Below are 11,885 nucleotides of genomic sequence, written 5' to 3'. Positions count from 1 at the left end.
CCCGCAGCGTCTCCGCCGCCGCGGCACACAGGAATTCGCCAAGATCGATGGTCACCAGTCCACGCCGATCGAGACCGCGTCGGGATCGCCCTGGTCGAAGACGCAGGTCATTCGCGGAACTCTAAATGGCCGGCCACGGGGTGGCGGTGACAATTATCCCGACCCTCGGTGAACGGCGGCGCGGCGCGCGCGTGAGGATGGCACCGATGAACGCGAACGAAACCCCCGCCCGCCGCCGCTCCCGCAGGCAGGAGACCCGCCTCTGGCGCGTCCCCGTGGTCCGGGTCGAGCGGATCACCCCGCACATGGCGAGGGTCACGGTCCAGGGTGACTCCCTGGCCGACCTCGCGGGCGCCGGGACCGACCAGAACGTGATGCTCTACTTCTACCCCGACGACGTCGTGCTGCCCGAGCCGCTGACGCTCGAATCCGCGCGTGGCCTGTGGTCGCAGGTCCGCCCGCTGACCCGCACGTACACCATCCGCAGGCACGACCCGGCGACCAACGAGGTCGACTTCGACTTCGTCCTGCACGGCGACTCCGGCCCCGCGTCGGCCTGGGCGGAGCGGGCCAAGGTCGGCGACGAGCTGATCTTCGTCGGCCCCTCGCCCGCCTACCAGCCCGACCCCGCCGCCGACTGGTACCTGCTCGCCGGTGACGAGACCGCGCTGCCCGCCATCACCGCCATCCTGGGCGCGCTCCCGGAGGGCAAGCAGGCACTGGCGTTCGTCGAGGTCGCCGACGCCGCCGAGGAACACCCCGGCCACGCCATCACGTGGCTGCACCGCGACGGTGTGCCCGCGGGTGAGAGCACGGTCCTCGTCGACGCCATCCGGGCCGCGGAACTGCCCGACGGCCTGCCCGAGGTGTGGATGGCGGGGGAGCGCACCGCGATGCTCGCCGTCCGTGCCCACCTGCTCGACGAACGCGGCTACCCGAGGCAGCGTGTGCGCCCCACCACATACTGGCGACTGGGCGAGAGCGGCAACTGAGGAACTTCTCAGTAGGCACGGGCGTTTGTCTTCCGGACCCAACAGCAGCTTTACATCGGGGAGGCGACAACGTGCACTCGCATGGCAACGGGCTCAAAACCGTCCTGCTGCTGGGTGGCATGAGTGCGCTGATCCTGCTGGTCAGCTCCCTGTTCGGGCGCACCGCACTGATCATCGGCGGCGGTGTGGCGGTCCTCCTGAGCGTCCACGCGTTCGTGAACTCGGACAAGATCGCACTGCGGGTGATGCGCGCCCGACCGGTCTCCCAGGCCGAGCACCCGGCGCTGTACCGAATCGTCGCGGAGTTGGCCACGGCCGCCCGCCAGCCGATGCCGCGCCTCTACCTGAGCCACACCCTGGCCCCCAACGCCTTCGCAACCGGTCGCAACCCGCGCACCGCGGCCATCTGCTGCACCACCGGGCTGCTGGACCTGCTCGACGAACGTGAACTGCGCGGCGTCCTCGCCCACGAGCTGTCCCACGTCTACAACCGCGACATCCTCATCTCCTGCGTCGCGGGTGCGCTGGCGGGCGCCGTCAGCATGATCGCCGGCATCGCCATGCTCACCGGCTTCTTCGGCGACGATGACGACGACAACCCGATCGCCCTGCTGGTGGTGGGCATGCTCGGCCCGGTCGCCGCCACGATCGTCCGCATGGCCGTGAGCCGCTCCCGCGAGTACCAGGCCGACGAGTCCGGCGCGAAACTCACCGGCGACCCACTGGGCCTCGCCATGGCCCTGCGCAAGCTGGACGCGGGAACCCGGGCGGCGCCGCTGCCCGCTGAGCCCGCCTTGGTCTCGCAGTCACACCTGATGATCGCGAACCCGTTCCGCACCAACGCCCGCTTCGCCCGCAGGTTCACCACGCACCCGCCCATGGACGACCGCATCGCCCGCCTGGAGGCGATGGCCGAGGCTTAGCGTCGGCGGTCTAGCGAGCGCCCGCGGCCTTGGCCACGGACATCACGTACTCCCCGTACCCCGACTTGGCCAGCTTCTCGCCCAGCGCATAGCACTCGTCCGCCGTGATGAACCCGCGCTCCAGCGCGACCTCCTCAAGGCAGGCGACCCGAACCCCGGTCCGGTGCTCCAGGACCTGCACGAACTGCCCGGCCTCCAGCAGCGAGTCGTGCGTCCCGGTGTCGAGCCACGCGAACCCGCGTCCCAGGTCGACGAGCTTGGCCCGCCCCTGCCGCAGGTACTCCAGGTTCACGTCGGTGATCTCCAGTTCCCCCCGGGCCGACGGCCGCAGGTTCTTGGCGATCTTGACGACGTCGTTGTCGTAGAAGTACAGCCCGGTGATGGCCCGGTTCGACTTGGGCTTCGCCGGCTTCTCCTCGATCGACACCAGCGTGCCCTCGGCGTCGACCTCGCCGACGCCGTAGCGCTCCGGGTCCTTCACGCGGTAGCCGAACAGCACGGCCCCGTTCAGCGACGCCACGCATTCCTGCAGCTGGTGGGAGAAGCTCTGGCCGAAGAAGATGTTGTCGCCGAGGATCAGCGCGACCGGGTCGTCGCCGATGAACTCATCGCCGATGATGAAGGCCTCCGCCAGCCCGTTGGGCTCCGGCTGCACGGCATAGGAGAAACGCACACCCAGTTGGCTGCCGTCACCGAGCAGCCGCTCGAAGTTGGGCAGGTCGGTGGGGGTCGAGATGATTAGGATGTCCCGGATCCCGGCCAGCATCAGCACCGACAGCGGGTAATAGACCATGGGTTTGTCGTAGACCGGGAGCAGCTGCTTCGACACCGCCTGGGTGATCGGATGCAGCCGCGTCCCGCTTCCTCCGGCGAGGATGATGCCCTTCATCGCGGCTCCTGTCGTGTCTCGTCCAGCATCGAGCCTTGGCCGCTTTCGTTAACCGCTTTCGCCCTCAATGTGAGCAAGTCGCGCCGCAGCGCGCACGCCCGGTGGAACCGCGCCCGGTCGCGCAGCGCCAGCGCGACATCGATCGACCGCATCACGAACGAGAGCCGACGCTCGATGTCGTCGACGTCAATGGTGCCCGCGGTGTGCTCACTCATGGCGACCTCCGGCAGGGGGACGGGGTGAAACTCCACCTTGCCGCCGAGACACCCTGCCGGGGTCTCCCATCGTGCTTACCGGTAGTTCGTGAACTGCAGCGCGATCCCGAAGTCGCCGGTCTTGAGCAGGGTGATGACGTCCTGCAGGTGGTCCTTCTTCTTGCCGGTGACCCGCAGCTGGTCGCCCTGGATCTGGGCCTGGACGCCCTTGGGGCCTTCCTCGCGGATCTTCTTGGCGATCTCCTTGGCCTTCTCCGAGGTGATGCCCTGCACGAGGGTGCCGGTGACCTTGTAGACCTTGCCGGAGAGCGCGGGCTCCTCGACGTCGAACGCCTTCTGGGAGATGTTGCGCTTGATCAGCTTCTCTTTGAACACCTCGATCGCCGCCGCGCAGCGCTCCTCGGTGTCGGCCTGGAAGGTGATCGCCTCGTCACCGCTCCAGCTCACCTGAGCGCCGGTGTTGCGGAAGTCGAACCGAGTGGACAGTTCCTTCGCGGCCTGGTTGAGCGCGTTGTCCACCTCCTGCCGGTCGACCTTGCTCACCACGTCGAAAGACGGGTCCGCCACGTGTCTCGCACCTCCACATCAGGGGTTCTGGTGGCCAGGATGCTACCGCCGCGCGGCACTGGGGGTACCGATTGGAACCCGGTGGAGGGCGTTAGGTATTGTTCCCTCCGTCCAGCGGCGCTGGACGAACCCGGCGGGTTGCCCGAGCGGCCAATGGGAGCGGACTGTAAATCCGTCGCGAAAGCTTCGAAGGTTCGAATCCTTCACCCGCCACACCTGCGAAAACAAGCCCGTGACCTGCGTAAACAGGTCACGGGCTTGTTTTCGTTTGTCCGGCTGCGTCCGGTCGTCAACGACCGTCGTCGGGCGTCTGTGCCGAATGCGTGCCGAAGTTTTCCGTGGCGTTGTTGAGGGCTACTCCGAGCCTGGCGCGGGCTGCCTGCTCCCCTGCGTCGGTGCAATCGGCGTAGACCTCCAGCAGCACACGCAGGCTGTTGCCACCCCACTTGGCGACCCTGGTGGGCTCGATACCTGCGTTCAGGTGCATGGACAGGCACGAGTGACGGAGGTCGTAAGGCCGCTTAATCAGCGGGGAGGCGGCCACCTCGGCCGTGAACGCCGCCTCTCTCGCAAGCGCCCAGATCCGGCCGTAGGTGCTGCTGCTGATCCGACCGCCCCGCTCAGCGACGAACAGACGCCCATCCGGTGCTGTGCCGAACTCATCCACGTGTTCGTAGATGAGCAGGGCTAGTTCCGGGGGACATGGGGCCGTGCGGTCGTCGGATTCCTCGCGGTGCTTGAGGCCGCGCTCCTCGTTGGCCTGGCCACTGTCGGTCCACTCCGCTCCGACTTCTGGCCGCGCGCCGCTGAAGACGATGTCGCCCCACTCCTTGACCTCCCATGCACCCGCGGCTTGGTTCCACGCCCGTGGCGGAAGCTTGCAATCGGAGAGGCGAACATTGACGGCTTCCTCTGGCCGAGCGCCGGTCAAGTACATGAGTCCGAAGAAAGCCACCAGCTTGCGTCCGGTTCGTCCTATGGACCTGACCTCGTTCAGCACTGTACGAATCTGGATGGCATTGGCGACACAGCGTCGGTCGACCTTGCGCACCACGGTGGTGGTCTTTTTGACCTTGATCTGACTGAGCGGGTTAGCGTCCAGCAGTTCCTTTTCCGCCACCGCGAAATCAAGTGTTTCCCGTAGTGTGTTGCGCCGGAGCCTGGCGGTATCGTAGGCGACCGTACCGCCATCAAGTTTCCGCATGATTGCGGAATAGCGCTGTCGGAATACGTCTGGCTTTGCTAGATCCGAAACCTGGATACTGTTGCGCTCAAGCTCACGTATCTGTTCAGCATCTGGCCGCTTCGTGACGCTGAACGCCATTCGTAGACGAGAGCGCAGCTCGCGGGAAACCTCAGTGCTGGACGGTTCCACGCGTAGCATCGCCATACTGATTGGCACAAGAGCGTCGGCGATAGTCCTTCGGTGGCCGGGCGCGGCATCCGGCCATTTCATGTCTACGTACGAGCAAGCGAGCGCGAACCATGACATTGCTTTGGTCTTCCGCACCATCGACGGCGGCAGGCCGGATGCAGTCTCAAATGCCTCACCCTTGCGGGAAGCGGTAACCAGCTCGGACCTGAATCCGTCCGCCAATGCTGAACTCTTGAATGGCTCTTTGAACGTTTCTCGTGCCACAGACCATCGCACCCACCACGTGGTGGTTCTGGCACCCTGATACACGTCTGTCTTGTGGATGCGCACATCAAACGACGTTTCGCCCATTATGCCGCCACCTCAAGCTGCTGGAGCCACGCCTCGTAATCGGCCTGGCGGATTCGAAGTTTTCCATTGGGGAGTCGAATGATGCGCGGTGCTTTTCCTTTTGCGCGCCATTCGTAGAACGTGGAGCGAGAAATGTCGAGGTCGGCACAGATCTCATCGACAGTGAGTCGCTTTGCGGTGGCCATGCTCAGCCCTCCCCGTTCTCGTCGTTGTCGGCGTTGGCGGGTGGGAGATATCGGTCCCATGCGTCGATGAGTCCGACCTGCTCTTTGGTTGCGAAGGTGACGTAGCCCTTGCTTTTGGTTCCGTCTGGATTGGCAAAGGTGGTCGGCTTGACGCTGAACCTGCCGAGTTCCTTGGCCATGCGTCGGGCGTCGAGCTGCTTGCCGTCAAGGTCTCCCCAAGGGGCCTCCTCCATCTGCGCGAGATCGGCCAGCAGCGTCTTGGTCGGAAGCCGGTCGGTGTTGTGCTTGGTGAAGAGGTTGCGCAGGTCGGCCAGCAGGCTTACGCCGGTCGACGTGCTCTCGGTCGAGGTGTGGAGGACGAAGTGCTCACACGCCGCGCGGGCGGTGTCGGGCCAGTGGTCGCCTGCTGCGTCGGCGATGGCGAGCAGCGGTTCCCAGATCTCGGCAGCTCGGTCGGTCACACCGTCCGGGAGGATCGGCGCGGCTTCGCCGACCTGTTCGGCGATGCTGGCCACCCACGCGGCGAGCGCATCCCGCAGGGGCGCGGACTCGCGTTCGATGGTGCGTTGCCGGAACTGGTCGACCCGTTGGTCGTGGCGGCGCTTGCGCATGTGGATCGTGATGGCGCGGGTGGTGATGGTCGGCGGCATCCCCCCGGCGATCCCAGCCAGCGCGGCCGGGGCAAAGACAGGGAACCGCTGAACCTTCATCGCCTTGGCGTCGCCGACACAGCGGGCCACGGTCGCGCCGTTCTTGTACCCGGCATTGAGCAACCCGCGCAGGTCTTCCGAGCTACCCCCGGACTTGGGGTTGAACACGGCGTCGACTTCGTCGAACAGGATCGTGATCGGCCCAGCGGAGACCATGCGGAACAACGCAGCGGACGTTGCGGAGATGGTCATCTCCGGTGCCGCACACAGCAGCGCCGCCACTTCGAGCACCCGCGTCTTGCCAGACCCTGGTTCGGCTGAGTCGAGGATGAGCCGCGGGGTGACGTAGAACTGGGCTGCTGCGTGGGTGTGGGCGTACCAGAGCGCCAGGGTTGGCACGCAGTGCTCATCCGGGAAGACGTTGAACCGCGCCACGAACGTGGCGACCTCGTCGAGGACTTCCGCCCCGGTTTTGGCGACCGCGCCAGGCGGCGGGTCACCCAGGAAGGAAGCCAAAGGCCGCTCCGGCGTCGTCTCCGGCACGGTCGGGTCGGGACCCTGCCCGCGGTCGACCGGTGGCGGCTCGCACCGTGCGGCCAGCCATGCGGTCTCGCAGTCCTCGCAGCAGAAGTCGTCGGACACCGATCCGGCCATGGAGCGGCCGCAATGGTGGCACGCGGCGAACGTGTCGCCGATGACGTCGTCGATGGCCGACAATGTGGTGTCCACTGTGGATTCGGTCATGGTGGTCATGCCGCGCTCCTGTTCGGTCGGATCGCGCTCGGTCCGGTCGGTCGCGGGTCGGTGATGCGTGCGCGGTGCTCGGTGAGTTGGGCCGTGAAGTGCGCGCAGTGGGCGTCCAACTCGGCAAGGGTGCTGCTCTCGGCAAGCTGGGCCAGCCGGGCTGCGTTGGCGGCCACTGTGCGGCGGTAGCTGTGCTCGATCAGCCGGGCGATGTGGAAGTCGAGTGCCACGAGCGGCACGGTGACGCTGTAGGCGTTGAAGACCCACCGGGTGAGTAGGTGCGCGTGGTTGGTGTCGCGGAACGCGCCGATCCGGTCGGCGAACCCGAGCAGCGTTGCCGGGTCGAGGCTGGGCACGTTGTCGGTGACGAACGCGGCCATGAGGTCGAAGACGTACCGGCCGCGCGGGTCGGCGAAGTCGCGGTAGTGCAGTCGGGCCAGGATCGGGCGCGCGTTGGCGGGCGTGGCCTGCATGAGCGTGCCTAGGACGATGGTTTCCGGGTCGATCGTGGGGCTAGGCATGTGAAGTCCTTTGGTAACGCTGAGTAGCAGCGTGTGGGCGTGCGGAACCAGGGAGGGAGGCGCGGCGTGCGTCGCCTGTCCTCGTTTTCTGGGGTTTTCGCTGGTTGTGGCGTTGCCGTGGGAGTGGGTCCCTGTCGGATATCAGTCCTGCTCAGGACAGGGACCCGGTGTCAGGGACCCGGCAGGGAGAACTCCCTGCCTCCCTGCCGGGGTCCCTGGCTAGATCCCTGCCCGTTCGTCGCCGTCTTCGTCACGCTCAGTGAGTGCCGTGGTGACGTCTTCGGCGCGGATGACCTTGTAGCCGTCAGACTTGCGGGGCTCGATCCCGTGTTCGGCCAGTGCGGCGGCGAGATCGGTGAACGACCAGTCTTCGTATTCGGCGGAGTTGGCCTCGGCGAGCCGACCGAGCACTACCTGAGTGCGGACCCGGCGTTCCCCGCGGAGCGCGTCGGCGATATCGGCCAGGTGGTCGACCTGTTCGATCTCGTCGTCGGCCTGGTCGGTGTGTCCGGTGCGGTTGAGTTCACCGATCTCAGCCATGGCGCGGTTGATGACGGGGGTGACCTGGTCGTTGCCGTCCTCGAACGGCACATAGAAGGTGCGGACGAGTTCGAACACGTTGTCGGTGACTCCGACCGCGACGCAGGTGCCTCGGTCGGTCTTCATGCGCAGGTCGGTCGCCCGGATTCCGGCCTTGTACTTGCCGGAGCCGAGCAGCCCGTCGTTGGCGACGTGGTCGGCCACGGCGAACGCGACACCACAGCTCACGTTGCGGGTGACTTCCCGCGGGATGCTGTCCTTGGTCGGCGACTGGGTTGCCAGGACCAGGATGATCCCGTACTTGCGGCCACGCTTGATCAGGCGAACGGCGAGGTCGGCGATTTCCTTGCCGTACTTGGGATGCATGAACGCTTCGTGGCACTCGTCGATGGCGCAGACCAGCGGGTGAAGACCCAGCTTGGGGTTGTTCGCCAGCTTGCGGGAGACCTTCGGCGGCTTGCCGGGCTGCTGCCCGAGCACCTTGCCGCGTCGCTCCATTTCGGACAGCAGGTCCCGCAAGCCATCGAGCACAGCTAGGGCAACGGAGTCGTCCATGCCCATGGCGTAGCGGGACAGGCGCGGGGTGAACGGGTCGAAGTCCGGGGACTGGCCCATCACGTAGACCCACAGCTCAGCGGTCGGGTCGAGCCCGGCACCCAGCAGCAACGTGCGCATGGCGGCGGACTTGCCCTGGCCAGGTCGGCCACCGATGAGCCAGTTCGCTTCGAACAGCGGCGCGTTGACGACCATCCCACGCTGGGTCAGGCCGAACGGGACACCGTCGAACAGGTCCACGATGCCGTCATGCTGCAACGGCCACATCCCAGCGCCGCCACCAAGTTTGCCCTTGTCAGCAACCCAAAGGTCAAGGACACCGTCTTCGTCGCCCTGGGTCGGCCAGGTCTCCAGAGACGCACGGCCCAGGTTCGCTGCGAGGGTCTTGCGCTTGCTCGCGACCATCTCCGCAGTGACGCCCATGGGTAGCCGGACCTGGGCGAACGTACCGTCGCCGTCGACGCGGGCAGGGACGCTGTAGACCAGTTCCCCACCGGACTTGAAGAACCGGTCCAGCGGCGGGACACCCAGGTGCGCCAACGCCTGGGAGATCATGCGCTCATCCACCCATGAGTCAGCGTCGTCGCGGTCGGGGCGGTGCAGCCAGCCAACACCCGGCGTCTTGTCGCGGCCTTCGTACACGGCGGCTGCGACCCAAGCGATGACGATCGGCCAGAACAGCCACACCCACACGAAGTTTGCCGCAGCGGCGATACCAGCGGGCACGGTGTAGAGGAACGCCAGCCATGGCCACATCTGTTCACGCGGCATCACCTGACCCAGCAGCCACAACACCGCCACCACACCAGCGACGACGGCCAGCGCCACGGCCGTGCGGCGGGCGGCGACACCAAGCCGCTCCCACCGGGCGCGGCCATCCGCTTTGAGCATCTCCTGTGCCACGCGGCGGGTCTCCCGGTCCTGCGACAGCTTCGCCGCGCGGGCGTCGGCACGAAGGTCCGCGTGCGTGGCCCAGTCCCATCCCTTGCGGAACCAGCGGGCATGCCCGCGCACCGTGTACTTGGTGATCTGCCAGGCGTCCCGGTGAGCGTGGCGCGCCCGGTACGCGGCGACCTGACGAACCTTGGCGAGTTGCTGAGACTGCCGGACGGCGGTGACCAACGCGACCGTGCGCGGCGTCGCTCGCTCGATCTCGGTGCCGGGGACACGGCCCCAACCGGGCGCGTCGTCGTCGACGATCTCAGCGTCGATGATCTGCGGTTCGATCTCGTTCGTAGGTTCGGTGGCCGGTCGCAGCGGTACTACGTTGCCCATGTCGTCGTCGGGCCGGTTGTTCAGGTTCGGGGTGCTCATGCGGAGACCTCCTGTCCGTTGCCGTCCTCGTCGGCGTTAAGCGCGTGGGTCACCGCGACGGCGACTTCGGCGCGGCAGCGCAGCAGCCGTTGGACGTCCTTGCGGGTGGGGTGGGCGGGGAGTTTCCCGGCGTCGATCGCGGCGCGCACGCGGGCGAGCAGGCCCGGTACACGCTTGGCGATGGCGGCCGGAACGGGCTCTGTTTGTGCTGTTCCCGGTGTGTTCCGGGTGTTCCCCACGGGAAGCTCGGAGAGGTACAGAGCGATCTCGTCAGCGAGGGAGTCGCCGATCGGGTCGACCTCGTCCACTGGGGCCAGGCCGGGGACGACGGCTTCCACCAACCGGGTGCGGCGGGCCAGGCCGTGGTGGGTGATGGTGACCAGGCCGGGGCGGAACACCAGGCGCGCGGTGCCGTCCTCGGCAAGCTCGGCCACGGCCTGCCGAACCGCGGCTCGGCGCACGGCGTCGGTGCGTTTCTGCGTCAGCCGGGTCAGGCGGGCGGCGGCCCGTTCGGCCTTGGTCCGGCGCGGCCGGGCGGGACCTGCGGTCACCAGCTGGTGGACCAGGACACCGCCTACGGACACGGTGGCCATGACGACCCCGGCAGCCGCGCCACCGGGGGTGGCCGCACCGTGGACGTAGTTGAGCAGCCCGGCTACGGCGGCGAAGAGCCACACACCGGCCTTGAGCCAACCGGTCGGCTTGCCTGCCCGCACGGCCATCGTGACGGCCATGGCGAACGCCCACATGGCCGCTTCGGAGAACAGTGGCAGCAGCACACCGACCGGGCCGAACACGGTGTGCCCGTAGTCGGCCATTGCCGTCCACGCCAGAACCGCGGGGACCACGATCACCGGGACGAACAACAGGTCCATGAGGTGCGCACGCACCCAGGCGGACCTAGCGGCGCGTCGTGCGGTGGTCCGCTTGGCGCGGTCGGCGCTGGCCGCGCGCTTGCGCTTCATCTTCGCTTCGGCGTCGACCCGCTTCTGTTCTGCGGCGGCGACACGGTCGGCACGACGCTCCTCGGCGTCCAACTTCGTGGCGGCCAATTGCTGCGCGGCGGCGGCAGCCTTGTCGGCTCGGATCTCCTCACGCCAGCTCATCAGTGGTTCCCCCCGTCGATCTCGTGGCGAAGCTCGGCAATGGCGTCTTCGTGGGTGGTGCATTCGGCGGCGAGGTCGTCGACCTCAGTGCGCAGGGCGAGGACGGTGCGGGTCTGCTCGCGCAGCAACGTCCAGAGGGCGGCCCGCTGGCGGCGGACCCGGTTCAGCTCGAACCGCAGGTGGGAGTTGTCGAGGGAGACACCGGCAGCCCAGTTCACGGTGACCCGGTGCGCGTCGCGCTCCGACTCGTACATGGCAGCCAATAGATCTGCGCTCACGGTTGTGCCTAGCATTGGGGTTCTTCCTTCTCAGTTGGTGTGGGTTGGGAGACCCACCCCCGGTGGGGTGTTCTTGGCGGGACAGCCACCGGGGGCGGGGCTTACTCAGGCGGTTCGGTTCAGTCGTAGTAGCAGTCGCAGTTGTCGTTGCAGACGCCTTCTTCGTAGTGGCCACAAGGCAAACGGTCCGACGCGCGCCTGCTCGGCGGGCGCTTGTCCTGGCTGCGCCGTTCGGCGCTCTCGTCCGTGTTCTCGCTGTTCGTCGACATCGGATACGTTCCTTTCGGGGCTCTCAGGCGGTGCGCTTGCGGGCGGCGCTGGTGGCGCGTTCGCGCCAGCGGTGCCCGCACTGGGTGCAGCGCTTGTGGACGGTGGTGTTGACCAGGCGGGCGACGAACGACCAGTGCAGGCAGGCGATGCGTGCGGCCATGACGGTGTTTCCTTCCTGGGTTCAGAAGCGGATGAGCAGGTTGTCGCCGGGGGTTCCGACGCGGGCGCCGGTGGCGCGGCCGTCGATGCTGTGCAGGTCCAGGCGGATGCGGCCGGTGTCCTCGGGGCGGGTGCGGGACACCACCCACCAGCGGCCGGAGTGCTCGACCACATCGCCCTCGTGGATCTGGATGAGCTTGCGGCGTTTGGTGCGGAAGCTGGTGCTCACAACGGTTTCCTTCTCGATTGGT

The 11,885-nt window shown here is 67.2% G+C and carries 15 protein-coding genes and 1 tRNA gene; 3 read left to right on the top strand and 13 right to left on the bottom strand.

Translation table 11 applies throughout. The features are described 5' to 3' along the window. Positions 1 to 206: 206 nt before the first annotated feature. On the top strand, positions 207 to 992 hold the full coding sequence (locus C8E96_RS05395; RefSeq protein WP_166657882.1) for a siderophore-interacting protein: 786 nt from the start codon (positions 207 to 209) through the stop codon (positions 990 to 992). A 71-nt stretch (positions 993 to 1,063) separates the two neighbouring features. Next, a complete protein-coding gene (gene htpX / locus C8E96_RS05390; RefSeq protein WP_091382776.1) occupies positions 1,064 to 1,915 on the top strand; it encodes a zinc metalloprotease HtpX in 852 nt (283 codons plus the stop codon). Between the two features lie 10 nt (positions 1,916 to 1,925). On the opposite strand, the gene rfbA is transcribed toward htpX, so the two are convergent. From rfbA to C8E96_RS05375, 3 genes are all read right to left on the bottom strand, one after another. Continuing rightward, complete coding sequence (gene rfbA / locus C8E96_RS05385; protein WP_091382774.1) at positions 1,926 to 2,804, bottom strand: glucose-1-phosphate thymidylyltransferase RfbA; 879 nt, start codon at positions 2,802 to 2,804, stop codon at positions 1,926 to 1,928. Beyond that, on the bottom strand, positions 2,801 to 3,019 hold the full coding sequence (locus C8E96_RS05380) for a hypothetical protein (protein ID WP_133794196.1): 219 nt from the start codon (positions 3,017 to 3,019) through the stop codon (positions 2,801 to 2,803). Before C8E96_RS05380 ends, rfbA begins: the two co-directional genes overlap by 4 nt. A gap of 75 nt (positions 3,020 to 3,094) precedes the next feature. Next, positions 3,095 to 3,586 carry a YajQ family cyclic di-GMP-binding protein gene (locus C8E96_RS05375; RefSeq protein WP_091382770.1) on the bottom strand — a complete coding sequence of 164 codons (492 nt, stop codon included), beginning with the start codon at positions 3,584 to 3,586 and terminating at the stop codon, positions 3,095 to 3,097. A gap of 132 nt (positions 3,587 to 3,718) precedes the next feature. Between C8E96_RS05375 and C8E96_RS05370 the strand changes: the two genes are divergently transcribed. Continuing rightward, positions 3,719 to 3,799: transfer RNA gene (locus C8E96_RS05370), tRNA-Tyr, on the top strand. Between the two features lie 76 nt (positions 3,800 to 3,875). Here C8E96_RS05370 and C8E96_RS05365 read toward each other — a convergent pair. The 10 genes from C8E96_RS05365 to C8E96_RS05330 form a co-directional block, all read right to left on the bottom strand. Next, the gene (locus C8E96_RS05365) at positions 3,876 to 5,312 is read right to left on the bottom strand and encodes a tyrosine-type recombinase/integrase (RefSeq protein ID WP_091382768.1); all 1,437 of its coding nucleotides are present in this window, start codon (positions 5,310 to 5,312) and stop codon (positions 3,876 to 3,878) included. Beyond that, positions 5,312 to 5,497 (bottom strand): helix-turn-helix transcriptional regulator, encoded by a 186-nt coding sequence (locus C8E96_RS05360; protein ID WP_091382766.1) that lies wholly within the window; start codon positions 5,495 to 5,497, stop codon positions 5,312 to 5,314. The genes C8E96_RS05365 and C8E96_RS05360 overlap by 1 nt, the downstream gene beginning before the upstream one ends. 2 nt (positions 5,498 to 5,499) lie before the next feature. Continuing rightward, complete coding sequence (locus C8E96_RS05355) at positions 5,500 to 6,900, bottom strand: DUF3631 domain-containing protein (RefSeq protein ID WP_228770219.1); 1,401 nt, start codon at positions 6,898 to 6,900, stop codon at positions 5,500 to 5,502. Continuing rightward, on the bottom strand, positions 6,897 to 7,412 hold the full coding sequence (locus C8E96_RS05350) for a DnaB-like helicase N-terminal domain-containing protein (RefSeq protein ID WP_133794192.1): 516 nt from the start codon (positions 7,410 to 7,412) through the stop codon (positions 6,897 to 6,899). Before C8E96_RS05350 ends, C8E96_RS05355 begins: the two co-directional genes overlap by 4 nt. Before the next feature lie 219 nt (positions 7,413 to 7,631). Then, positions 7,632 to 9,821 (bottom strand): FtsK/SpoIIIE domain-containing protein, encoded by a 2,190-nt coding sequence (locus tag C8E96_RS05345; protein WP_091382762.1) that lies wholly within the window; start codon positions 9,819 to 9,821, stop codon positions 7,632 to 7,634. Next, positions 9,818 to 10,927: a hypothetical protein gene (locus C8E96_RS05340; protein WP_091382760.1), complete on the bottom strand. Its 1,110-nt coding sequence runs from the start codon at positions 10,925 to 10,927 to the stop codon at positions 9,818 to 9,820. The genes C8E96_RS05345 and C8E96_RS05340 overlap by 4 nt, the downstream gene beginning before the upstream one ends. Next, a complete protein-coding gene (locus C8E96_RS05335; RefSeq protein ID WP_091382758.1) occupies positions 10,927 to 11,181 on the bottom strand; it encodes a hypothetical protein in 255 nt (84 codons plus the stop codon). The genes C8E96_RS05340 and C8E96_RS05335 overlap by 1 nt, the downstream gene beginning before the upstream one ends. Positions 11,182 to 11,324: 143 nt before the next feature. After that, positions 11,325 to 11,474, bottom strand: a complete 150-nt coding sequence (locus C8E96_RS33105) for a hypothetical protein (protein WP_166657881.1) — start codon at positions 11,472 to 11,474, stop codon at positions 11,325 to 11,327. A 23-nt stretch (positions 11,475 to 11,497) separates the two neighbouring features. Beyond that, complete coding sequence (locus tag C8E96_RS33100) at positions 11,498 to 11,635, bottom strand: hypothetical protein (protein ID WP_166657880.1); 138 nt, start codon at positions 11,633 to 11,635, stop codon at positions 11,498 to 11,500. A gap of 21 nt (positions 11,636 to 11,656) precedes the next feature. Continuing rightward, entirely contained in the window at positions 11,657 to 11,863 is a 207-nt protein-coding gene (locus C8E96_RS05330) for a hypothetical protein (protein WP_091382756.1), read from the bottom strand. Between the last annotated feature and the right edge of the window lie 22 nt (positions 11,864 to 11,885).

Source organism: Actinokineospora alba (assembly GCF_004362515.1).
Lineage (GTDB): Bacteria > Actinomycetota > Actinomycetes > Mycobacteriales > Pseudonocardiaceae > Actinokineospora > Actinokineospora alba.
The sequence above is the reverse complement of the archived record's forward strand: the minus strand, read 5'-3'. Positions and strand labels throughout refer to the sequence as shown.